21 protein-coding genes are annotated in these 21067 nt (G+C 65.8%); 12 read left to right on the forward strand and 9 right to left on the reverse strand.

The features are described 5' to 3' along the window. Positions 1-30 precede the first annotated feature (30 nt). Positions 31-1062: a LacI family DNA-binding transcriptional regulator gene (locus tag ACP150_RS01540; RefSeq protein ID WP_424964777.1), complete on the reverse strand. Its 1032-nt coding sequence runs from the start codon at positions 1060-1062 to the stop codon at positions 31-33. 360 nt (positions 1063-1422) lie between these two features. On the opposite strand from ACP150_RS01540, the gene ACP150_RS01545 reads away from it, so the two are divergent. From ACP150_RS01545 to ACP150_RS01570, 6 genes are all read left to right on the forward strand, one after another. Further along, positions 1423-2688 (forward strand): ABC transporter substrate-binding protein, encoded by a 1266-nt coding sequence (locus ACP150_RS01545; RefSeq protein ID WP_424964778.1) that lies wholly within the window; start codon positions 1423-1425, stop codon positions 2686-2688. A gap of 122 nt (positions 2689-2810) precedes the next feature. Beyond that, positions 2811-3656 carry a carbohydrate ABC transporter permease gene (locus ACP150_RS01550; protein ID WP_424964779.1) on the forward strand — a complete coding sequence of 282 codons (846 nt, stop codon included), beginning with the start codon at positions 2811-2813 and terminating at the stop codon, positions 3654-3656. Next, a complete protein-coding gene (locus ACP150_RS01555) occupies positions 3653-4498 on the forward strand; it encodes a carbohydrate ABC transporter permease (protein WP_424964780.1) in 846 nt (281 codons plus the stop codon). The genes ACP150_RS01550 and ACP150_RS01555 overlap by 4 nt, the downstream gene beginning before the upstream one ends. A gap of 33 nt (positions 4499-4531) precedes the next feature. Then, the gene (locus ACP150_RS01560; protein WP_424964781.1) at positions 4532-5575 is read left to right on the forward strand and encodes an ABC transporter ATP-binding protein; all 1044 of its coding nucleotides are present in this window, start codon (positions 4532-4534) and stop codon (positions 5573-5575) included. Positions 5576-5598: 23 nt separating this feature from the next. Next, entirely contained in the window at positions 5599-6879 is a 1281-nt protein-coding gene (locus ACP150_RS01565) for an MGH1-like glycoside hydrolase domain-containing protein (RefSeq protein WP_424964782.1), read from the forward strand. Next, positions 6876-7559, forward strand: coding sequence for a D-lyxose/D-mannose family sugar isomerase (locus ACP150_RS01570; RefSeq protein WP_424964783.1), 684 nt, complete (start codon positions 6876-6878; stop codon positions 7557-7559). Before ACP150_RS01565 ends, ACP150_RS01570 begins: the two co-directional genes overlap by 4 nt. On the opposite strand, the gene ACP150_RS01575 is transcribed toward ACP150_RS01570, so the two are convergent. Continuing rightward, entirely contained in the window at positions 7538-8446 is a 909-nt protein-coding gene (locus tag ACP150_RS01575; protein WP_424964784.1) for a LysR family transcriptional regulator, read from the reverse strand. The two genes, ACP150_RS01570 and ACP150_RS01575, sit on opposite strands and share 22 nt — an antisense overlap. A gap of 153 nt (positions 8447-8599) precedes the next feature. Here ACP150_RS01575 and ACP150_RS01580 point away from each other — a divergent pair, with 153 nt between their 5' ends. The 4 genes from ACP150_RS01580 to ACP150_RS01595 all read left to right on the forward strand — a co-directional run bounded on the left by ACP150_RS01580 (position 8600) and on the right by ACP150_RS01595 (position 11686). Beyond that, complete coding sequence (locus ACP150_RS01580; RefSeq protein ID WP_424964785.1) at positions 8600-9493, forward strand: MBL fold metallo-hydrolase; 894 nt, start codon at positions 8600-8602, stop codon at positions 9491-9493. A gap of 69 nt (positions 9494-9562) precedes the next feature. Next, positions 9563-10057 (forward strand): nuclear transport factor 2 family protein, encoded by a 495-nt coding sequence (locus ACP150_RS01585; protein ID WP_424964786.1) that lies wholly within the window; start codon positions 9563-9565, stop codon positions 10055-10057. 33 nt (positions 10058-10090) lie between these two features. Continuing rightward, positions 10091-10837: a nuclear transport factor 2 family protein gene (locus ACP150_RS01590; protein WP_424964787.1), complete on the forward strand. Its 747-nt coding sequence runs from the start codon at positions 10091-10093 to the stop codon at positions 10835-10837. Between the two features lie 33 nt (positions 10838-10870). Continuing rightward, the gene (locus tag ACP150_RS01595) at positions 10871-11686 is read left to right on the forward strand and encodes a siderophore-interacting protein (RefSeq protein ID WP_424964788.1); all 816 of its coding nucleotides are present in this window, start codon (positions 10871-10873) and stop codon (positions 11684-11686) included. Positions 11687-11701: 15 nt separating this feature from the next. Here ACP150_RS01595 and ACP150_RS01600 read toward each other — a convergent pair whose 3' ends face one another. Continuing rightward, the gene (locus ACP150_RS01600) at positions 11702-12844 is read right to left on the reverse strand and encodes an alpha-D-ribose 1-methylphosphonate 5-triphosphate diphosphatase (protein WP_424964789.1); all 1143 of its coding nucleotides are present in this window, start codon (positions 12842-12844) and stop codon (positions 11702-11704) included. Positions 12845-12848: 4 nt separating this feature from the next. On the opposite strand from ACP150_RS01600, the gene ACP150_RS01605 reads away from it, so the two are divergent. Beyond that, entirely contained in the window at positions 12849-13565 is a 717-nt protein-coding gene (locus tag ACP150_RS01605; protein ID WP_424964790.1) for a DUF1045 domain-containing protein, read from the forward strand. Here the strand turns inward: ACP150_RS01605 and phnN are convergent. Beyond that, positions 13547-14092 (reverse strand): phosphonate metabolism protein/1,5-bisphosphokinase (PRPP-forming) PhnN, encoded by a 546-nt coding sequence (gene phnN / locus ACP150_RS01610; RefSeq protein ID WP_424964791.1) that lies wholly within the window; start codon positions 14090-14092, stop codon positions 13547-13549. The genes ACP150_RS01605 and phnN overlap by 19 nt on opposite strands. Before the next feature lie 109 nt (positions 14093-14201). Further along, the gene (locus ACP150_RS01615; RefSeq protein WP_424964792.1) at positions 14202-14804 is read right to left on the reverse strand and encodes an HAD family hydrolase; all 603 of its coding nucleotides are present in this window, start codon (positions 14802-14804) and stop codon (positions 14202-14204) included. Positions 14805-14992: 188 nt separating this feature from the next. Between ACP150_RS01615 and phnF the strand changes: the two genes are divergently transcribed. Beyond that, positions 14993-15709 carry a phosphonate metabolism transcriptional regulator PhnF gene (gene phnF, locus ACP150_RS01620; RefSeq protein WP_424964793.1) on the forward strand — a complete coding sequence of 239 codons (717 nt, stop codon included), beginning with the start codon at positions 14993-14995 and terminating at the stop codon, positions 15707-15709. A 46-nt stretch (positions 15710-15755) separates the two neighbouring features. On the opposite strand, the gene ACP150_RS01625 is transcribed toward phnF, so the two are convergent. The 4 genes from ACP150_RS01625 to ACP150_RS01640 all read right to left on the reverse strand — a co-directional run bounded on the left by ACP150_RS01625 (position 15756) and on the right by ACP150_RS01640 (position 20988). Further along, positions 15756-16688, reverse strand: a complete 933-nt coding sequence (locus ACP150_RS01625; RefSeq protein ID WP_424964794.1) for an aldo/keto reductase — start codon at positions 16686-16688, stop codon at positions 15756-15758. Positions 16689-16753: 65 nt separating this feature from the next. Further along, positions 16754-18793 (reverse strand): molybdopterin-containing oxidoreductase family protein, encoded by a 2040-nt coding sequence (locus ACP150_RS01630; protein ID WP_424964795.1) that lies wholly within the window; start codon positions 18791-18793, stop codon positions 16754-16756. Between the two features lie 134 nt (positions 18794-18927). Continuing rightward, the gene (locus tag ACP150_RS01635) at positions 18928-19410 is read right to left on the reverse strand and encodes a hypothetical protein (protein WP_424964796.1); all 483 of its coding nucleotides are present in this window, start codon (positions 19408-19410) and stop codon (positions 18928-18930) included. Positions 19411-19566: 156 nt separating this feature from the next. Further along, a complete protein-coding gene (locus ACP150_RS01640; protein ID WP_424964797.1) occupies positions 19567-20988 on the reverse strand; it encodes an FAD/NAD(P)-binding protein in 1422 nt (473 codons plus the stop codon). Positions 20989-21067 lie beyond the last annotated feature (79 nt).

Here is a 21067-nt window from a genome sequence, read left to right on the forward strand (position 1 = left end):
CTCGCGAAGGTCGGTCCGGGTGACCTTGGGTCAGCCCCGCGCGGGATCCGTGTCGTCGCGGGGCGGCACGGTCGTGCCCCGCACCACGAGGCGCGCCGGGACCAGTGACAAGGCGGCGGGCATGTCCGGTTCCTTGATCCGATCAACCACGACCCGGGCCAGCTTGCGGCCCAGATCATAGGGCGAGATTGCCATGGTGGTGAGCGGCGGGGTCGCGATGCCGGCGTCCTGAATATCGTCGAAACCGACGATCGAGACATCCCTGCCGGGCTCAAGCCCCATGCGGATCAGCGCCAGCGATGCGCCGATGGCCACCATGTCGCCGTTGCAGACAATCGCCGTGATCTCGGGATGGGCCGCGCGCAGATCCATCATCGCCTGCATGCCCGACGGCTTGTCATCCTCCGAGTCCCAGACGATGGGCGCGCCGAGCCCCCGCTCCGTCAGAACACGGGTATAGCCCTCGATCCGTTCGTTGCGGACCTCGACCTGCGCTGTCCCGCCAAGAAAGGCGATATGGCGGTGGCCGAGGTCGGCGAGATGCTCGGTTGCGATGGCGGTCGCGGCGGCGTTCTGGATCCCCACATGGTCGATGCTGTCCACATCAGCCCGGCGCAGGAAAGTCACCGTCGGCAGGGAATGGGTCGCCAGCAGCTCATAGGTGGTGCGCGGCGTGTCCTGCGCCGGAACCCAGAGCAACCCGGCGCGGGAGCTGCGGATGAAGGCCTCGAGCTGCTGACGCTGGCGCAGCGCATCGTCGCGCGCATCCAGCACCGAGAGCAGATAGCCCTCGCTTTCCAGCAGGTCACTGGCCCCGCTGATCACCTCGGCATTGAACGGGTTGGCGATCTGATGGATGGCAAATCCGATCTCGCGGCTCTCGCCCGAACGCATGGAGGCTGCGCGTCCGTCAGGTACGTAATTCAGCCGCTTGGCGGTCTGCAAAACCCGCTTGCGGGTCTTCTCCGAGATCCGCCCGGTGCCGCGCATCACCTGGCTTGCAGTCGCCACCGAAACGCCAGCTTCGCGCGCCACGGTTTCAAGCTTGGGCTTCACGGACATGATCGCGGGTCTTCCTGTTCTGGCGGTGATCCAAGGGACGCTAAAGTATAGCCGCATCCGATCTGAGCATATATCAGATACATCGTTTAATCACATCTCTGACGCTGTTTTTGAGATTTTTCGCATTAAAACAACCAATTAATGCCTCCCCTCGCCCTGTGGCTCCGTGTGTCGAGAATTTTTCTTGACCTGAGGTATAACGTTATACCACCCTAAGGGCAGATTCTGCGGCGGCCCCTCACCCAGGTGAATGACGGCGCAGGGACGCAAGACGCATCTCGGGCGGGCCCATGGCCGCCCCGCGATGCTGGAGGGAGGCGACATGAGTTGTCCCCCTAGGGTTCAAATTGGGAGGAGATTATGACCCTTAAGTTTCAGTTTGCCGGTGCCGTTTCGGGTTTGGCGCTGCTGGTTGCAGCGACCGCCGCTCAGGCAGAGGTACTGTTCTGGTCGACCCAGGCCAAGCCGGTGGAAGAAGCCCAGGCTGTGCGCGAGCAGGTTCTGGATGGTGCGGGCGAGGTGGATTACCAGCCCAATGATGCAGGTCCGTGGCTGACCCGCCTGAATGCCGAGTTGAAGGCCGGCTCGGGCTCGATCGGTCTTCTGGGGGCGTTGCATGGCGATTTCTCGGCCATGAGCACCGATGATCTGGTGGATCTGGACGAGCTCGGCCTCGGCGCGCAGAGCGACACGTTCAACAGCCTTGCGCAGCTCGGTACGGACGCCAAGCAATACATCCCCTGGATGCAGGCCAGCTACATCATGGCGGCCAATACCAAGGCGCTCGAGCATCTGCCCGAGGGCGCGGATATCAACACCCTGACCTATGACCAGCTCATCGCCTGGGCGACCAATGTCAAAGAGGCGACCGGATCCGCCAAGTTCGGCTTCCCGGCCGGGCCAAAGGGGCTGAAGCACCGCTTCTTCCAAGGTTACTTGTACCCGTCCTACACCGATGGTGTGGTGCGCACCTTTGCCTCGGACAAGGCCGTGACGGCCTGGGAGAAGATGAAAGAGCTCTGGGCCGTGACCAATCCCGGCTCCACCAACTTCTCGTTCCTGCAGGAGCAGTTGCTGAACGAGGATGTCTGGATCGCCTTTGACCACACCTCGCGACTGGCCGCAGCCTTCAACGAGCGCCCGGATGATTTCGTGGCCTTCCCCGCGCCCGCAGGGCCCGAGGGTCGGGGGTTCATGCCGGTGATCGCCGGGATCGCCATTCCGCGCACCGCGCCGGATATGGAGGCGTCCAAGGCGCTGATCGGCCATCTGATGGACCCCGCGACGCAGGTGGCGACCTTGCGCGCGACCAACTTCTTCCCGGTCGTGGATGTGGACCTGCCCGATGACCTGCCCCCGTCGGTAAAGGCTGCGGGCAACGCGGTTGCGATCATGAGCGCCTCGCCTGATGCCAATCCTGGCCTGCTTCCGGCGGGTCTCGGCAACAAGGGCGGGGACTTCAACCGGGTCTTCGTGGACACGTTCGAGCGCATCGTGCTGGCCGGTCAACCCATCGAGCGCGTGCTCGAGGATCAGAAGAAGACGCTCGTGCGGATCATGAACGACACCGGCGCGCCCTGCTGGGCGCCGGATGCGCCCTCCGAAGGCGCCTGCCCGGTCGAGTAATCCTCCCGCAGGGGCGCTGCCACGCGCCGCGCCCCCGCACCGCAGTTCGGATCGCGCACCGGTCCGAACTGCCCAAATTCTCATTGATACACCGCGCTTAGGCGTAAACCGGGGGGCGGCACATGAACCCGCGACTACTACCCTATTTCCTGATCTTGCCGGTCACGCTCTTTCTTTGCCTGTTTTTTCTCTACCCGTTCGTTCTGGTGGCACAGCAGGCGTTCAGCAACGGCTCCGGCTTCACCATGGACAATTTCCGGGACGTGACCACGCACTGGAAATTCCCGATCTCGCTCAAGAACACCTTCCTGCTGGCCCTGGCCGTTGTGCCCGTGCAGCTGGCCCTGTCGCTTCTGATGGCGACCATGGTCACGAAGATGAAAAAGGGCCGGGACATGATCCTGTATATCTGGACGATCCCGCTGGGGATCTCGGATCTCGCGGCCGGCATCATCTGGCTCGCGATCTTCGAGCAGTCCGGCTTCCTCAACTCGATGATGGGCGGTCTGGGACTGATCGACAGCCCGACGAACTTCCTCAGCTATACCAGCCCCGTGATGGTCTTCGTGGCGATCATGCTGGCCGAGATCTGGCGGGCGACCGCGATCATGCTGGTCATTCTCGTGGCGGGCATCGGCCTGATCCCCAAGGAATACTACGAGGCGGGCGAGGTCTTTGGCGCCACGCCCTGGCAACGCTTCCTGAAGATCACCCTGCCCATGCTGCGGCCCTCGCTGCAGACGGCGCTGGTCCTGCGCGTGATCCTCGCCTTTGAGGTCTTCGCGGTTGTCCAGGCCCTTGGCGGAACGCTGTTTCCGGTGCTCATGGGCGAGACCTATGCCTATCAGTTCGAGCTGCTCAATAGCGGCGCGGCGGCAGCCATCGCGTTGATCATCCTCGTGATCTCCATCGCCTTCACCCTCATCATCATGCGTGCGCTGCGCGTTCCGAAAGGAGCCACGATATGACCGCTGCAACCACAGATGTCGTCGAAAAGGCGGCGGATTCCAGGAAGGCGGGACGCTATGTCTATATCACGGCCGTGGTCCTGCTCTGCGCTTGGGTGCTTGTTCCGCTCTACTTCCTGCTGATCAACACCCTGAGTTCACCGGAAGCGGTGAACTCCTACCCGAAGGCCTTCGTGCCAGAGTTCGACCTGAGCAGCCTGACCTTCTTTGCCAATTTCGAGGGCATCCTGACGGCGCTCAAGAACTCGATCCTGGTGGCGGCGATGACCATGGTCATGTCCATCGTCATCGGGGCACCCGCAGGCTATGCGCTCTCGCGGTTCGAGTTTCGCGGCAAGGAGCTGTTCCGGCTCCTGATCCTGCTGACCCGGGCCTTTCCCCTGCCCCTTTTGGCGCTGCCGCTTGCGGTGATGTTCATCCGCACAGGGATCGACGACACGGTGTTCGGGCTCGCCCTCGTGCACACCACGCTCGCCATTCCCTTCGCGGTGCTGATCACCTTCTCGCTCTTCTCGGGGATCCCAATCGAGCTGGAAGAGGCCGCATGGACCCTGGGGTGCAACCGGCTGACGGCCTTCCAGAAGGTCATCCTGCCACTGGTTCTGCCCGGGATCACAGCCTCGGCGATCTTCGCCTTCGTGATTTCGTGGAACGAGGTCTTCGCGGCCGCCGTTCTGACCATCGAGAACCGAACGCTCACCGCGTTCCTTCTGCAGAACCTCGACACCTCGCCCCTGCACCTGAAATTCGCAGGCGGCTTCATTCTCGTCGTGCCGGCGCTGATCTTCATCTTCGCCGTGCGGAAATACCTCTTCGCGATGTGGGGCATCGCCAACCGCTGATTACGCGGTTGCCAGATAAAGGAGCCTAGAGACATGGCTGTTATCGAAATCAAGAACGTCGCGAAACGCTTTGGGGATTACCAGGCGCTGCATGACATCAACCTCACCATTCAGGACCAGGAGTTCATGGTCCTGCTCGGGGCCTCGGGCTGCGGCAAGTCCACCCTGTTGCGGATCATCTGCGGGCTGGAGACGGCCTCGGAAGGCGAGATCTGGATCGGGGGGCGCCGGGTCGATCACCTGGCGCCGAAGGATCGCGGGATCTCGATGGTGTTCCAGAACTACGCGGTCTTCCCGCACCTGACCGTGTTCGAAAATATCGGGTTCGGCCTGCGCATGCAGAAACTGCCCGATGACGAGGTCACGCGCCGGGTGGAGCGTACCGCCGGTCTGATGCATATCGACCAGCTTCTGAGCCGCTATTCCGGCGAGCTGTCGGGGGGTCAGCGGCAGCGTGTGGCCGTGGCCCGCGCGCTGGCGATGGAGCCGGACGTGATCCTGATGGACGAGCCGCTCTCGAACCTCGATGCGCTCTTGCGGATGGAGATGCGGGCCGAGCTCAAAGGTGTGCTCGCCGAGAGCAACACGACCGCGATCTACGTGACCCATGATCAGGTCGAAGCCATGTCCATGGCCGACCGGATCAGCGTCATGCATCAGGGGCGAATCGTTCAGGCAGCCTCCCCGATCGAGGTTTATCGCAACCCGGCTGCCGAGTTCGTGGCGGGCTTCATCGGCAACCCGCCGATGAACTTTCTTTCGGCCACACCGCAGGGCGGTGGCAAGTTCTCGGTGGCGGGTCATTCCTTTGACGGGCCTGCGGCGGCGAATGCCAACCTGCAATTCGCCATCCGTCCCGAGGATATGCGTCTGTCCGAGGACGGGCTGCCGGCAGTGGCCAAGGTGGTCGAACCCCTTGGCGCGCATCTGCTGGTGACCTGCGATCTGGACGGCAACCTCTTCCGGGCGATCCTCGACAGCGAGATGCAGGTCAAGCCGGGCGAGACGCTGAAGCTTTCGCCCATGCCGGACCGGATCCGCTGGTTCGACCCGGAAACCACCCTCGCGGTGGCCTGACCCTCAGGAGTGACATGAATAGCATGAACCATACCGACATGCTCCAGCACGCGCGGCAAGTGCTGAGCGACAATGACAGGGGCACCTATACGGTGCCCACCCACGGGCTCTACCCGTTCCAGTGGAACTGGGATTCCGCGCTCAGCGCCCTGGGGTTCGCGCATTTCGACGAACCCCGGGCCTGGGGCGAGATCGAGACGCTCATGGCGCATCAATGGGAAGACGGGATGGTGCCGCACATCATCTTTCACCAGCCCGATGATGGCTACTTCCCCGGCCCGGATGTCTGGGGGACCGGTCGCACGGTCCCCACGACGGGCATCACCCAACCCCCGGTCACGGGCTTTGCGGTCCGCCGCATCCATGACCGGGCCCGCGACAAGGCGCTGGCCCGCGCGCAGGCCCGCGCCCTGCTGCCCAAGATCCACGCCTGGCATGAGTGGTTCTATCGGGCCCGCGACCCGGAGGGGACCGGGCTAGTCGCCCTGCTCCACCCCTGGGAATCCGGGCGGGACAATTCGGTGGACTGGGACGCCGCGTTCGAACGCGTGCCCACCGAGGGCGTCGGCGCCTTCGTGCGCCGCGACACGACCCATGCCAACCCGGCCCACCGGCCCACGGATGAGCAGTACAAACGCTACATCTGGCTCGTGCAAAAGTTCCGCAGCCTCGGCTGGGACAATACGAAACTGCATGACGCCTCCCCCTTCAAGGTGGTGGATCCCGGCTTCAACGCGATCCTGATCCGGTCCTGCGAGGATGTGGCCGATCTGGCCGCGCGGCTCGGCATGGACGAGATCGCCGAGGCGTCCCGTGCGATGGTTGCCAAGGGCGTCGCCGCGATGGAGACGCTCTGGAGCGACGAGATGGGCCAGTACCTTTGCTATGACCGTTGTCAGGGCGCGCTGATCCAGAGCCCCTCGATCAGTGGGATCCTCGCCACCTTCGCCCCGATCCCCAGGGCACGGGCCGCGGCTCTCGTCCGCCGGATCGAGACACTGGCCGAAAGCTGCAACTACCTGATCCCCAGCCATGACCCGACCCATCCGGCCTTTGACGGGCTGCGTTATTGGCGGGGGCCGGTCTGGCTGATCGTGAATTACATGGTCGCCGATGGCTTTGCCCGGGCGGGCGAGACCGAGATCATCCCGCGCATCATCAATGACTGCCTGCGGCTGATCGAGACCAGTGGCTTTGCGGAATATCACGACCCGATCACCGCCGAGCCCTGTGGCGGCCCCCATTTCACATGGACCGCCGCCATGGTGATCGAGATCCTCAACACCTACGAGCTGGCCGCATGAAACGATCGCGTATCAACGAGGTCCTGACCGAGGGCGCGGCCTTCATGGCCAGCCATGGCGTTGTCCTGCCCCCCTTTGCCGACTGGGCGCCCGAGACCTTCCGCACCCGCACCGATATCGGTCGGATCACCGGGGCCCGGCTCGGCTGGGACATCACCGATTACGGTGCGGGCCGGTTCGACGAGATGGGGCTGTTCCTCTTCACCCTGCGCAATGGGGAGCTCGCCAATCTCGAACGCGGGCGCGGCATGGTCTATGCGGAAAAACTGCTGATCTCGCAGGCGGATCAGCTCTCGCCGATGCACACCCATATCGTGAAGACCGAGGACATCATCAATCGCGGCGGCGCGACGCTGGCGATCGAGCTCTATGGCTCCGACGATCAGGGCAACTTCGCCGAGGATCGCGGTGGCGAGGTGATCTGTGACGGGATCGCGCGTCGTTTTGCACCGGGCGAGGTGCTGAAACTGGCCCCGGGCGAGAGCATTACCCTGCAACCGGGCGACTGGCACGCCTTTTGGGGCGAGGGCGGACCGGTTCTGATCGGCGAGGTTTCGACCGTGAATGACGACCTGACCGACAACATCTTTCGCGAGCCCATCGGGCGTTTTGCCAAGGTGGAAGAGGACGAGGCCCCGCTCCGCCTGCTGGTCTCGGATTACGACGACTTGCCCAATTGATCGGTGCAGGCCCCCTGCTCGGCCAGAAAGCGCACGAACAGCATGGTCAGGTTCTCGCGGCGCGACTGGTCCGGCCAGACCGCGAAGATGCCAAGCGCCTTGAGCGACCAGTCCGGCAGGACATGCACCAGATCCCCGCGCTCAAAGCCGCGACAGGCCAGATGCTCGGGGATCGCCGTCACCCCCAACCCGCGCGCCGAGAACTCGTAAAGCGCATCCGCCGAACTGACCGTGACATGGGATTGCCCGGTCACCGAGACCACGGTCCCATCCTCGCCTGTCAGCTCGGTCTGGTCGGGGCGCACCGCGAAACGCACCCAGTCCCAGCTCTCCAGATCGCTGGGATGGGTCGGCGCGGGTTTCGAGGCGGCGTAGTCCGGGCTCGCCACCAGAAGGCGGTCCGCATCGCCGATCTTGCGGGTCAGATGCTCGCTATCGGACAGCCAGCCTGCGCGGATCGCCACGTCGAACCGGTCCTTGATCAGGTCATGCTGTTGGTCGGTGAAATAGAGCTCCAGCGCGACCTTGGGATAGGTCTTGGCGAAGGCTGCCATGTCGTCGATCAGCGCGGTCTGGGTCACGAAGGCCGGGGCCGACACCCGCAGCGCGCCGCTCGGCTCGGTCGAGAGCGGGTTGATCGCGTCAAGCCCGGTCTCGGCGGCGGCCAGCATCTCCTGCGCCTTGGCGTGGAGGATCCGCCCCTCCTGCGTCAGGGACAGCTGCCGGGTCGAGCGATAGAGTAGCGTCACCCCGAGATCCCGTTCCAGATCCGAGACCACCGCACTTACCCGCGAAGGGGCCAGCCCCAGATGCAGCGCCGCGCCGCGGAACGTCCCCTGATGCACCACGGTCGAGAAAATCGCGATACTGCGCAGCTTGTCGATCATTGTTCACCTCAGCGGAATAGTTCCCTCCGCAATCACTGTCTAATCCAGAACGACCCCCGTCAATAGATTGGCTCCGAGGCGCTAGGGACAAAGGCCCGCCGCGCCGTCGTTTCGACCTGTGACCCAGAACCGAACAAGATCGGAGTATCCGCGATGACACAGCCCTCTTCCCCTGACCTGTCCCGCCGGGACCTGTTGAAAGGCACCGCGCTGACCCTCGGGGCGGCGACGCTTCTGCGCAGCGCGCTGGTCCCCTCGGTTGCCCGCGCGCAAGGCGCCCTGCCCCCCGGGACCGTGCACAGCTTCGCCACCGGCGGCGTGACCTTCCACACCTATGTGTCGCCACCGCAAGCGGTGCATGTCACCTCCCATGTGGTGGAATTTGCCGACCGGCTGCTGGTGGTGGATGGCACGATGCTGCCCCCCACCGCGCAAGAGGTGTCGGCGCTGATCCAGTCCACCGGCAAACCCATCGCAATGGCCGTGCTCAGCCATGAGCACCCGGACCACTGGGGCGGCTCGCCCCTGATCGAAGGGGCCAGTTTCGCCACCCTGCCGCAGATCCGCGAAGCCGTGGCCGCCGAGGCCGCAGGCGGCCAGTTCGGCACCCCCTCGAGCGTGCTCGACGGTCCCGATCTCGAGATCGGGATGACCGAGATTGGCGGCGTTCCCGTGGAGTTTCGCCACTACGAGAACAACGAGGCCCCGCATATGGTCGTCACCGTCCTGCCCGAGCAGAAGGTCGCGATCGTGCAGGACCTCGTCTATAACGGCGTGTTCTTCGCCCCGGGCATTGATCGCAAAAACTGGATCGCGACCCTCGAAGGGCTGCGCGATGATCCGGCCTTCGACACGCTGCTGGTCGGCCACGGCCTGCCGACGACGCGCGGCGATCTCGACACGGCCATCGCCTATGTCACCAAGATGGATGAGGTGATCACCGCCGCCGCCACCCCGGACGACGCCATCGCGGGCATGAAGGCCGCCTTCCCGAGCTATGCGGGCGAGTTCCTGCTGTCGCTCATGGCGGACTACTGGACCAAGTAACAACCGAGCCGGGGCCGGCAGGTGATGCCGCCCCGGCTCTTCCCCCCACTGCCAGATGCGGAGATCCCCATGCAGCGCAGAACCCTGATCAAGACCACCCTCGGCGCGGCCCTGGCCCTGAGCCTCGCCTCCCATGCGAGCGCCCAGTCCATGGATGCCACCTCGCAGGCCAGCTTCGACACCGTCATGGCCTTCATGGGCGCCATGGGCAGCGGCGACATGGAGGCGATGTCCGCCCTCATGGCCGATGACATGGTCTGGCATAACGAAGGCGATACCAGCTTGCCCTGGATCGGCGAGACCGTCGGCAAGGAGGCGATCTTCGAATTCCTCGGCGTCTTCTCGGCCAATCTGCAGGTCACGAAATGGGAAAATCAGGATGCTTTCGCCTCGGGCGATACGGTCGCCGTGTTTGGCCGCATGAACGGCATCACCACCCATTCGGGTCAGGAGACCGGCGAGTTCACCTTTGCCCTGCGCGCCAAGGTGCGCGACGGTCAGGTGGTGCTCTGGAACTGGTTCGAGGACAGCTTCGCCCTCAGCCAAGCCTATCACGGCAAATAAGGAGAGCGGCAGACGGGCAAAGGGCTTAAGAACGTGCATCGGATCTATCTCGAGGGGATCGCGGGCGGCAATGCGCGCGAGGCGGTGCAGGCCTATACCGGGCATCGCTATACCCAGCACTCGACCGGCGTAGGCGACGGGGTCGAGGGGTTCCTCGCGTTCTTCGAGCCCTTCGTCGCCCGCAATCCCAAGCGCGACATCCGGATCCTGCGCAGCTTCGAGGACGGGCCCTGGGTGTTTTGCACCGCTTATCAGTCGCTCAATGACGGGGCCGCGCAATGGGTGACCATGGACATGTTCTACACCGATGCAGACGGGCTCATCCTCGAGCATTGGGACACCATCGCCGCCTATGAACCCAAGACAGCCTCCGGCGCGGATATGGTTGGCGGCGCGACAGAGGTCGATCCGGCGGCGGATACGGCGGCCAGCAAGGCGCTGGTTCTCGAATACACCAAGCAGGTCCGGCAGGAGCGCGGCTTTGACAAGATCGCCGAATTCGTCGCCGAGGATCTGATCCAGCATGCGCCCACCATCGGTACCGGGCGCGCCGGGCTCACGGATTGGCTCGGCTCGGACCAAGCCGGCCGCTACGAGATGCTGTTCCAGATTTTCGGACAGGGCGATTTCGTCGTGACCTATGGCAAGCGCCACGCCCGTGGCAAGGACATCGCCGTCTTCGACCTCTACCGCGTTGCAGGGGGGCGGATTGTCGAGCATTGGATGAACGAGGAAGAGATCAGCCCCCTGGAGATGTGGGGCAATTCGGGCAAATTCTAGCGGCGAAACAGGTACGAGAGCAGGAGATCGGAGATGGGCGTCTTGAGCGGTTTGAAACAGGCAGTGCAACAGGTCGCCAAGCGCCCGGGGCCGCGGATCCTCACGGTGGCGCGCGCCGGGCGGCTGACCCCGAACATGATCCGCGTGGTCTTTGCGGGACCGGCGCTGGACGGCTTTCCCGAAGGCCGCGAAGGGGCGAATTGCAAGCTGCTGATCCCGGAGCCGGGCGAAACGCGCGACGCGTTTGCCGCCCGTCTCAGCGCGGGACCGGCGCCGGTGAAGCGGACCTATACGGTGCGGGCCTATGATGCCGCGCGGCAGGAGCTCAGCATCGATTTCGTCGCCCATGGGGATGAGGGACCCGCCTCTCGCTGGGCGAGCCACGCGCAGCCCGGGGATTTCCTCGGATTTGCCGGGCCGAGCACGCCCAAACTCTCCCATTTCGAGGCCGATTGGTATCTGGTGGCCGCTGACCCCTCGGCCCTGCCCGTGGCCGCTGCCGCGCTGGAGGCCATGCCCCGCGATGCCAAGGGCGTGGCGATCTTCGAGATCACCGCCCCCGAGGACCGGCAGGAGATCGACATGCCCGCCGGGATCGAGGCCCACTGGCTGGTCCATCCCGATCCGCACAGCGCCTCGACCGCGCAGGAGGATCTGATCCGCAGTCTCGATTGGCCCGCCGGGCGGGTGCAGACCTGCATCGCCGGCGAAAGTGGCGTGATCCGGGCCCTGCGGGCGTTCCTCGCGCAGGAGAAAGCGCTGCCACGCAAGGACACCTATATCTCTGGCTACTGGAAGATCGGCCTCGTGGAGGATGAGCACCAAAAGGTCAAACGCGCCGAGGGTTGAACCCCGGCGTGCGCGTCAGCTTACCCGTGCGCCCCGGGACCAGACGCCCCGGATCAGGGGCGTGCCCCCCGGTGCCTGCACCCGCAGGACATCGCCCCGCAAGCCCGGCTCAAGCCCGCCGCGATCGGCGAGACGGGCGGCGCGCGCGGGCGTGCGCGTCACACAGGCCACCGCCCGAGGCAGATCCTGCCACAGCGCCGCCAGCCGGAAGGTCGACAGCAAAAGTGCCGAGGGCACGTAATCCGACGAGACGATATCCAGCAGCCCCGCCTCGGCAAGCTCCAACGCCGAGACATTGCCCGAATGGGAACCACCGCGAATGATATTGGGCGCGCCCATCATCACCGCAATGCCATGGGCGCGGCAGGCCTCGGCCGCCTCGACCGTGGTCGGAAATTCGGCAAACTGCACGCCATTATCCTTGGAGGTCTCCACATGCGCGGCGGTGGTGTCGTCATGGCTGGCCAGCGCGGCACCCAGCCGGGCGGCCTCAACCACCGCACCGGCCTCGTGCTTGGTGCCGTAGAGCCTCTGCAATTCCTTGAGATTGGCCATGTGCTCGATGAAATCGGCCTCGGTCATGCCCCGTTTTTTCGAGACATAGGTCCGCAGGGCCGAGACATCGCGGAACTGTCGCTGACCCGGGGTGTGATCCATCAGGCTGACAATCCCGATGCGATCCGCAGGACCGAAGGCGGCCAGTTCCTCCAACAGGGTTTCGGAACAGATTTCCGCCCGCAGATGGATCAGGTGGCTGATCTTGAACATGCCATCGGCCCGGGCGCGCAGCAGCTCATCCGCAAGACCGCGCGCATAGGGTTTGTAGCCTGATTTGGAATTGTGGATCGAGCCCACGCGCAGCGCGTCAAACACCGTGGTGATCCCGGTCGAGGCCAGCTCGGCATCATGGGCGATCAGCGCGGGCAGATGGGGCCAGCCCACGCCCGGGCGCGGCTCGATATGCCGTTCGAGATTGTCCGTATGCAACTCGACCAGCCCCGGCAGCACAAAATCACCGCCGCAATCCACGGCACCGCCGGGCACGCGATCCCCTTCGGTCACGGCGGTGATCACCCCATCGGTGATCTCGACCGCACCGAGAAGCACGCGATCCGGCAGGACAAGCTGCGCGTTGGCAAGACAAACGGAGTCTGCCATGGACATGTCGGATCCATCAGGCACAGGACTGGGCACGAAAGGGGAGTTCATGGGCTATTCTCGGTTTGCGGTTTACTACATAGCCCCGGAGGGCCCTCTTGCGAGCTTCGGCGCGCGTTGGTTGGGATGGGACGTGATCACCGGAACACCCGCGGATCCATTGGATCTTGCCGGGCGGGCGGAGGCGACCGAGACCCCGCGAAAATATGGCTTCCATGGCACCCTGAAGCCGCCCTTCCGACTGGCCGAGGGCATGGATCTCGCGGCGTTGCAGACCGCCATGGCCACGCTGGCGGCGCGGCAGGGTTCGGCCCGGTGCGATGGGCTGCAGCTCAGCCGCCTTGGCCGGTTTCTGGCGCTGACGCCGGTGGGAGAGACTGGCGCGCTGGCCGCGCTGGCCGAGGCCTGTGTGACCGAGCTCGACCGCTTTCGCGCCCCGCCCAGCGCCGAGGAACTGGCCCGCCGTCGCGGTGCCGGGCTGAGCCCCGCGCAGGAGGCGAACCTCGTGGAGTGGGGCTATCCCTATGTGCGCGACCAGTTCCGCTTTCACATGACCCTGACCGGGCGGCTTCGCAAACCCGACCTTCCAAGCTGGGAGGACACCCTCCGCGCTGCCCTGCCCCCGTTGCCGGCGCCCTTCGTGATCGACAGCCTCGGGCTTGTCGGCGAGCGCGCAGATGGGCGGTTCGAGCTGATCCAACGCTACGCCCTCACCGGTTGAAGAGCCGCCAGCGTGCGGGCCACGGTCTCGTCCAGCGCGCCATCATTGCTCAGGGTGATCACGTCGAGCCCCGGAGGCAGCGCCTTGTCCGCCTGCGCCAGCCGCTGCGCGATCACCTGCGGCGTCTCGCGCCCGCGTGTGGCGAGCCGCGCGGCGAGGGTTTCGGGCGACGCGGTCAGGTTCAGCACCGTGAGCGCCGGAAAGATCCGGGCCGCCTCGACCAGCGCATCGCGGGAGAAATTCGCAAGACACCACTGGCCTGCTCGGACCTGATCAAAGGCCGTCGACGGGATCCCGTAGCGCAGGGTATGCGCGCCCCAATGGACGCAGAACGCACCCTCTGCCACCATCCGCTCAAAGGTCTCGGGGCTGACCGCCTCATAGGCCTCGCCGCCCAGATCCGGCGCGCGGGTGATGACCCGGCGCAGCAGACACAGCTCGGGCCACTGCGCGACCAGTTCCGCCATCACGCTGTCCTTGCCCACCCCGGACGGGCCGACCACGGCGATGAGACGCCCGGCGCTCATGCGGCCCCGCCCTCCCGGCGGCGCCCGGGATACGTGACCTCAGCCGGATCAGACATCCGGACCGGTCGGCGGGCCAGCTCACCGTTGCACACGCGCAGAGCATCCCGCATCACAAGAGCCCCTGCGCCACCAGATCGGCCTCAAGCGCCTCCGGCGTGGTGAAGTGGACGGCATCCATACCCGCCGCTCTGGCCCCCGCCACGTTTTCATAGGTGTTGTCGATGAAGAGGCACGCGCGCGCCGCGACCCCGGCGCGGTGACAGAACAAGGCAAAGATCTCCGGCCCCGGTTTCAGTAACCGCTCGACCCCGGACACAATCAGCGTGTCAAAGACCTCCCCCAGCCGGGGATGGGCCCTGACCCCTTCGGGCCAGGTCTCCGCCGACCAGTTGGTGATGGCGTGAATGCCGTGCCCCTTGGCCGCCAGCCGGTCGAGCAGATCCCATGTCCCCGGAATGACTTCAGGCACCGTTCGTCCATACCGCGCGACATATTTCGCAAAGAGCGCGCGGTCCGTGGGGTCCGCAATCTCGGCGGCCAGATCGGCAAAGGACGCGCCCCCATCGGCCCGCGTGTTGCGCGCCATGAAATCGGTCCGGGCGATGAACTCGGCGACGGCGTCGCGGGATCCCAGATCTTCGATCCAGGCGAGATGGGGGTCCCAGTCCACAAGCACACCGCCAATATCAAAGACGATCTCTGTCGCGCTCATCCCGCACCCGCCCGCGGGGCTTCACGAAAGGACAGCGCGATGCCGCCACCCTGCGCGGTGCGCCCGGCGCCTTGGGGATCGATGGGGTCTTTCATCTCGACAACTTTCGAATTTACTATACAACTAGACACATCCTATCAGCACCCGAGCCAAGACCCAATACAGAAATGCAGGACAGGCAAGACTCTTTGCGCCGCAGCGGGCGCACACCGATCTGGAAAGCCATCGCCAGCGCCCTGCGCAGCGACATCGCCGAGGGGCGCTATGGCACCGGGGACAAGCTGCCGACCGAGGCCGCGCTGGCCGAGCGGTTCGGGGTCAACCGGCACACGGTGCGGCACGCGCTCTCGGCTCTGATCGAGGATGGTCTCGTGCGGACCCGGCGTGGCGCGGGGGCCTTCGTGGCGGCGCAGCCCACGGATTACCCGATCAGCAGCCGGGTGCGTTTTCACGAGAACCTGCTCGCTGCGGGCCGTCGGCCCGAGAAACGCATCCTTCACATCGAGGAGCGGGCCGCCACCGCAGGCGAGGCGCAGGCCCTTCAGGTGCCCGAAGGCGATCAGATCTGCGCCTATTTCGGCCTCTCCCTCGCGGATGCCCAGCCGATTGGTCTGTTCGAGAGCGTCTTCCCCGCCACGCGCTTGCCCGGGATCCAGAACGCTCTTCTGGCCGAGCGCGGGGTGACCGATGCCCTGCGCTCGGTGGGCGTCGAGGACTACACCCGCGCCTCGACCCGTCTGACCGCTGTGCTGGCGGATGCGACCCAGGCGCTGCATCTGCAGATGCGCGAGGGCGATCCGCTGCTGAAATCGACCGGGGTCAATGTGGATCCCCAGGGCCGGCCCATCGAGTTCGGGCGGGCCTTCTTTGCCGGAGACCGGGTGACCCTGACGCTGGATCTCTAGGCCCTGTGCGCCTGCGCCAAGGCCCATCGGGGGAACACGGGCGCTCCTAGACTTCCTCAAGCCGGTCCGTGGCCGGTGCCGGGCGCGGCGACAGGGCCGAGATCCGCGCATGCAGCGTGTCGGAGAGCGGGTAGGTCAGCGCCGCAAGCGAAGGGCGCAGCTGTGCCTCCGAGCGCGCGCTGACAATCGGGGCCGAGATCGCCTCATGCGCCATGACCCAAGCCACCGCCAGGGTCGCTGGATCCACGTCCAGTTCATCGCCGAGCGCGGCGAGCCCGGCTGCGGCCTCGTGCATCCAGGCCAGACCATAGCGCGCCGCGTAGCGCGGATCGGTCGAAAGCCGACCGACATCACCGCGCGCGTATTTCCCGGTCAACAGCCCCCCACCCAAGGGTGAATAGGGCAGCACCGCGATCCCCTCGGCGGCGGCCATGGGCAGAAGCTCCACCTCTGCCTGACGCTTGACCAGTGAATACATCGGCTGGATCAGGTCGATCCGCGTGCCCAGCGCCTGCGCCACGCCTTGCGCCTTCATCACCTGCCATGCGGCGAAGTTCGACACGCCGATATGGCGGATGCGGCCCGAGGATTGCAGGCCCGCGAGCGTCTCGAAGGTCTCTTCCAGCGGGGTCGCCCCGTCCCAGCGGTGCAGGTAGAGGATGTCGACCATATCGAGCCCGAGCCGCGCGCGGCTTTCGTCGAAGCTCGACAAGATATTCGCGCGCCCGCTGCCGCCCGTGTACCCCACCTTGGTGGCGATCAGCAGGGCGTCGCGCCGCGGGCCGATCATCTCGCCCAGCCAAGTCTCGGACCGCCCCTCGGTATAGAGATGCGCCGTGTCAAATATGTTGATCCCGGCGGCAGAGGCGGCGTCGAACATCGCGTGGCTTGCGGCGCGGTCCGCGGTGCCGCCGAACTGCATACAGCCGAAACACTGGCGCGACATGGGCGTGCCATCCAAGGTCATCAAACGGGTCATCTAAATGCTCCAAGCGGGGTCGGGACGGATGGCAGGGCCGGGCGAACACACAGGTCAGGCATCGATCATGCGCCGGATCCGGCCCGCACCGGGCGCAGCTCGACCCGTGCACCGAACCGGCTTTGACCGACGGAGAAGGGAAAGGCACCGAGGGCCGCCTCGGGTAGGACCGCGCTGGCATCGGTCAGGGCATTGAGCCCGGGCCAGCCATCGCGGATCCAGACCAAACCGGCCGGGATGCGCGGCGTGACCTTGGCCTGCGCCGTGAAACATCCGCGCGCATTGTGCATCTCGACCGCCGCGCCATCCTCGATCCCGCGCTCTGCCGCGTCCGTGGGCGCGATCCAGAGGGCGGGCGCGGCCTCCCGCGCGGCCAGGGTCGGCAGGGCGCGCGCATGGTCAAAGAAGGAATGGAAATGCGCGAAGGTCCGACCATGCGCGAGCACGAGCCCCCCCTCCTCCGCCGGGTCCGGCATCTCCGGCAGCGCGGGCAAGCCCATCTCGACGGCACGGGCGGAGGCGAATTCGATCTTGCCCGAGGGCGTGGTGAAGGCATGGGTCGGATAGGCCACATGGGAGACCGCGAGCGCCGCGCGCCCGCCCGCCGCCCGCAGGCTGTCAACCGTGGTATGGCCCGTGGCCGGATGGTCGAGCACCGCGTTCACCGCCGCCTCCTGATCCGTCCAGGGGTAGACATCCTCTACGCCCAGCCGCGCGGCCAGCCCGATATAAATCTCGTGCACGGGGCGGGCCTCTCCGGCGGGGGGCAGCACCCGGTCGCAGAGATGAACATGGGTGTTGGTGGATTTCGCCCCGATCTCTTCGAGCCAGATCGTCCCCGGCAGGACGATATCCGCCGCCTCCCGGATCGTCTGGTTGGGAAAGATGTCGTGTGTCACGACCAGCTCGGCCCGGGCCAGAGCCGCCCGCGTCCGGGCGGTGTCGGGAAAGGAGGAGAGCAGGTTCGAGCCAAGCGAGACGAGGACCTTGACCGCGCCGCTTTCCAGCGCTTCGAGGATCGCCTCCATCTGGTTAGGGATATAGGTGCCCGGCAGCCGACGATCCGCCGCCGAGACATCGACGAACCCGACCCCATGGCTGCGCCCGCCATGGCGCGGGCCGATCCCGCCCCCGGCGCGCCCGAAATTCCCGGTCAGCGCCGGAAGGCAACCGATGGCGCGCGCCGCCTGCCATGTGTTGTCGCCCTTATGCACCGAAGAGCCCCCCAGAACGATCATCGCCGCCGGGCTGGCCGCGTAGCGCCGGGCGAGATCGGCGATCTGCTCGGCGGGCAGGCCGGTCCGTTCCGCGGCCCAAGCCGGGGTGTTCCGGGTCAGGTGATCGGCGAGCGCGTCGACGCCCACGGTATGGGCGGCCACGAAATCGCGGTCCCAGAGCCCCTCGGCCAGGATCACCTGCATCATCGCCAGCGCCAGCGCCGTATCGGTTCCGGGCCGGAGCAGCAGGACCTCATCCGCCAGCGCTGAGGCCTCGGTCCGGCGCACATCGACCACGACCACCCGCGCGCCCCGGCGTTTGGCGATCTCCACATGGCGCAGGGTGTTGGCTTGGCTGACCGTGTTCGCCCCCCAGAGGATCACCATCTCGGAATGGGCGCTCAGATCCTCCTTGGTGGAGGTTTCGATCGCACCGGTCAGGCCCAACCCGAACGCACCCAGCCCCCAGCAGATCATCGCCGGGTTCCACGCCTGACAACCATAGAGGTTCGCGAAGCGGTCCATCTGGGCTCGTTTCAGCCCAAAGGCATAGTCATTGCCCCAATTCCCATGTCCCTGCCAGAAGCCCACCGCCTCGCGGCCCACGGCCTGCATCTGTGCGGCGATCCGGTCCAGCGCCCTGTCCCAGCTCAGCGTCTCCCAGGTGTCCGAGCCGCGCTGCGTCCGGGCCATCGGCTGCAAAAGGCGCTGGTCGTTGCCGACGATCTCATGGGCGGCCTTGCCCCGCATACAGAGAAAGCCCGCGCTGTCAGGATTGCTCTCGTCACCGGTGATCGTGACCGCGCCCGCCGCGTCCCGGGTCACCTCCATTCCGCACAGGGTCGGGTGACAGTTCATGGGGCACATGGTCCGAAAGGTCTGTGTCATGGCGGCTCTCTGCTGGCTCTTGCGGGGTCCAGTCTACGCAGGCAAGCCCCGCGCAGGCCAGTCCGCAGGGGTCAGAGGACATCGCTCCGAACGGCTATACGCGGTTTTGCCCGGCAAAGCGGCGCGCGGCGGGGTCAGCTGTTTTGTTGTCCGTGGACGGTCAGGGCCGATTCCCCGATGCCGATCACCAGCGTCTGTTGGGTCCAGTACCAGCGCCGGGTGGTCCATGTCCCCTCGAGCAGGATCGCGTCGCCCCGCACCGTGCCGTACCAGACCACCGTGTGGGGGGCTTCGTCACAGACGGTCGTCGTGGTGAAATGGACCACATCCTCTTCGAGCCATGTCTGGTAGTCGGTCCAGCCGAAATCGCAGTAGATCTGGGCGCGCGACGACTGAAACCGGCCGTCGAAGAACCGCAGCGTGTCATAGACCACCTCTCCGGTCTCATCGATCGTATCGCGGGTCACGAAGATACGACCATCCAACGCACCAGATTGGGCCCAGGGCAATGCAGGAACGGACAGATCCGGCAGATCATCGTTCATCACGCTCACCGTGCCCGCACCGGTGCCAATCACCACGAAGGCGACCCCGGCGGTCTTGAGGAAATCGGACATGGCATGCGCCTTCCTGTTCTGGCCCCGGCATACAGTAAATGCATGCATAGGTTGCACTCCACGCCCCGCTTAAACCCTAGTATACTTTTCAGGTTTGCGCACGCGAATTCGCGCGCAGGCCAAAGCGCTGCGCCGCGCATCAGGAATTTTGCAAAATCAGATGCCGGAGGCCGCCCGGGCCACATAGGCGCGCAACATATGGGCGTCGAACAAGGGCATGGCCACAACATCCCCGCCGATCTCGCTGGTGACTGGCGAGAGGTAGCGGACACCCGGGGCGTTGGTCTGGCACCCCGGTCCTACGCGGATGCCCCGCGTGGTCGGGCAAAGTGTGATCAACCCCTGGCGCAACATGTCTTCCGACAGCGGATCGAATCGCGAGTTTGGCCCTGCTCCGGCGCAGTTCACGACAAAGCCGGTCTCGTGGCGATGCTCCTGCCCCTGCGCGTCACGCAAGAGGACGGTGGCCCCCTCGGCGCCGGGTTCGATCGCGGAGACCATGGCTTTGATCACCCGCGCCGAGCCCGCCGCGACGAAGCGGTGCATATCCGCGATCGTGTCGCGCGTTCCGCCCCGCAGCCAGAGCCGCAGCTTGCCGGGTACATGGCGCGCCTCTTCCGGGTCGGGCACATAATCGGTCAACGGGTTGGCGAGGAAATGCGCCCGGAACCCGGCCCGGATCTCGCGCATCTCGTCGCCTGCCTCCGCAGCACGGGCAATCTCGGCGGCGACTTCGGCCAGAAAGGTCTCGGCCCGGGCATGGCCCTTGGTCAGACGCGGCTCGGTCAGCTTGCGCGGCAGGCGCGGGACCAGCGGCGCGGGGATCTCGCCATCGGGCGTGCAGGCCACGAAGCGCAGATCCGCCTCATCCCGCAGGCTCTGGCACAGGCGCAGCACATCGAGCATGGCCGCGTTCCCCCCGACGCAGAATATCTCGGCCCCGCGCCGAATATGGGCGGCGATCCGGTCCTCGTGACCAAAGACCGAGGGCGCGCTGAACGCGCTGTCATCCCCGGCGAACCGCATGGTCGACGGACCGCCCGGCGCCACGTCGAGCCTGCTGGCCACGATCTCGCGCCCGGCCTTTGTGCGCAGGGTGACACCCTTACCGCTGACCTCAAGGGCCAGCGCCTGATCATTGATCAGCTCGACCGTCGCGCCCTGCGCCGCGAGGCGCGCGATGGCGGCCTCGGCCCGTTCGGCCATGAAATCCCCGTAAAACTCCCGTGGCGCGTTTACACCGTAGAGATCTCCACGCGCGATCAGCGGTTGTGCCGCGCCCAGCCAGTCCGGCGCGCGCCCCTCCATGGTCTCGGTGATCTGGTCCCAGCGCGCCGCCAGCCATTTCGCGAAATCGGGATCGATATCGTCGGCGGGCGAATTCAACAGATAGGCGTAGCGCCAGGGCGTGCCCGGAGTGCCCTTGGCATAGGCCAACCCGCGGCCCAGATCCGAAGCGGCCTCCCCCAGAACCACCACCTGCTGTCCGGGCGCGGGTGCGCAGATTTCCAGGAAGGCCAGCGCCGTAATGCCATCGCCAACAATCACATGGGGTCGCTCTTCGGGCAGCACGCGCATCGCTTTCTCTGAGTTCGGGACATGCGAGCATTAGTCCCGCGCGCCCCCTCTGGTCAACTCGGCGCCGTGCCGCCGGTGC

The organism is Dinoroseobacter sp. S375 (genome assembly GCF_049800775.1).
Taxonomy (GTDB): domain Bacteria; phylum Pseudomonadota; class Alphaproteobacteria; order Rhodobacterales; family Rhodobacteraceae; genus Dinoroseobacter.

Excerpts from the sequence above, each read along its gene's own strand:
- ACP150_RS01540 (WP_424964777.1), bottom strand. The coding sequence starts at position 1,062 with ATGTCCGTGAAGCCCAAGCTTGAAACCGTGGCGCGCGAAGCTGGCGTT.
- ACP150_RS01545 (WP_424964778.1), top strand. The coding sequence starts at position 1,423 with ATGACCCTTAAGTTTCAGTTTGCCGGTGCCGTTTCGGGTTTGGCGCTG.
- ACP150_RS01550 (WP_424964779.1), top strand. The coding sequence starts at position 2,811 with ATGAACCCGCGACTACTACCCTATTTCCTGATCTTGCCGGTCACGCTC.
- ACP150_RS01555 (WP_424964780.1), top strand. The coding sequence starts at position 3,653 with ATGACCGCTGCAACCACAGATGTCGTCGAAAAGGCGGCGGATTCCAGG.
- ACP150_RS01560 (WP_424964781.1), top strand. The coding sequence starts at position 4,532 with ATGGCTGTTATCGAAATCAAGAACGTCGCGAAACGCTTTGGGGATTAC.
- ACP150_RS01565 (WP_424964782.1), top strand. The coding sequence starts at position 5,599 with ATGAACCATACCGACATGCTCCAGCACGCGCGGCAAGTGCTGAGCGAC.
- ACP150_RS01570 (WP_424964783.1), top strand. The coding sequence starts at position 6,876 with ATGAAACGATCGCGTATCAACGAGGTCCTGACCGAGGGCGCGGCCTTC.
- ACP150_RS01575 (WP_424964784.1), bottom strand. The coding sequence starts at position 8,446 with ATGATCGACAAGCTGCGCAGTATCGCGATTTTCTCGACCGTGGTGCAT.
- ACP150_RS01580 (WP_424964785.1), top strand. The coding sequence starts at position 8,600 with ATGACACAGCCCTCTTCCCCTGACCTGTCCCGCCGGGACCTGTTGAAA.
- ACP150_RS01585 (WP_424964786.1), top strand. The coding sequence starts at position 9,563 with ATGCAGCGCAGAACCCTGATCAAGACCACCCTCGGCGCGGCCCTGGCC.
- ACP150_RS01595 (WP_424964788.1), top strand. The coding sequence starts at position 10,871 with ATGGGCGTCTTGAGCGGTTTGAAACAGGCAGTGCAACAGGTCGCCAAG.
- ACP150_RS01600 (WP_424964789.1), bottom strand. The coding sequence starts at position 12,844 with ATGGCAGACTCCGTTTGTCTTGCCAACGCGCAGCTTGTCCTGCCGGAT.
- ACP150_RS01605 (WP_424964790.1), top strand. The coding sequence starts at position 12,849 with ATGTCGGATCCATCAGGCACAGGACTGGGCACGAAAGGGGAGTTCATG.
- phnN (WP_424964791.1), bottom strand. The coding sequence starts at position 14,092 with ATGAGCGCCGGGCGTCTCATCGCCGTGGTCGGCCCGTCCGGGGTGGGC.
- ACP150_RS01615 (WP_424964792.1), bottom strand. The coding sequence starts at position 14,804 with ATGAGCGCGACAGAGATCGTCTTTGATATTGGCGGTGTGCTTGTGGAC.
- ACP150_RS01625 (WP_424964794.1), bottom strand. The coding sequence starts at position 16,688 with ATGACCCGTTTGATGACCTTGGATGGCACGCCCATGTCGCGCCAGTGT.
- ACP150_RS01630 (WP_424964795.1), bottom strand. The coding sequence starts at position 18,793 with ATGACACAGACCTTTCGGACCATGTGCCCCATGAACTGTCACCCGACC.
- ACP150_RS01635 (WP_424964796.1), bottom strand. The coding sequence starts at position 19,410 with ATGTCCGATTTCCTCAAGACCGCCGGGGTCGCCTTCGTGGTGATTGGC.
- ACP150_RS01640 (WP_424964797.1), bottom strand. The coding sequence starts at position 20,988 with ATGCGCGTGCTGCCCGAAGAGCGACCCCATGTGATTGTTGGCGATGGC.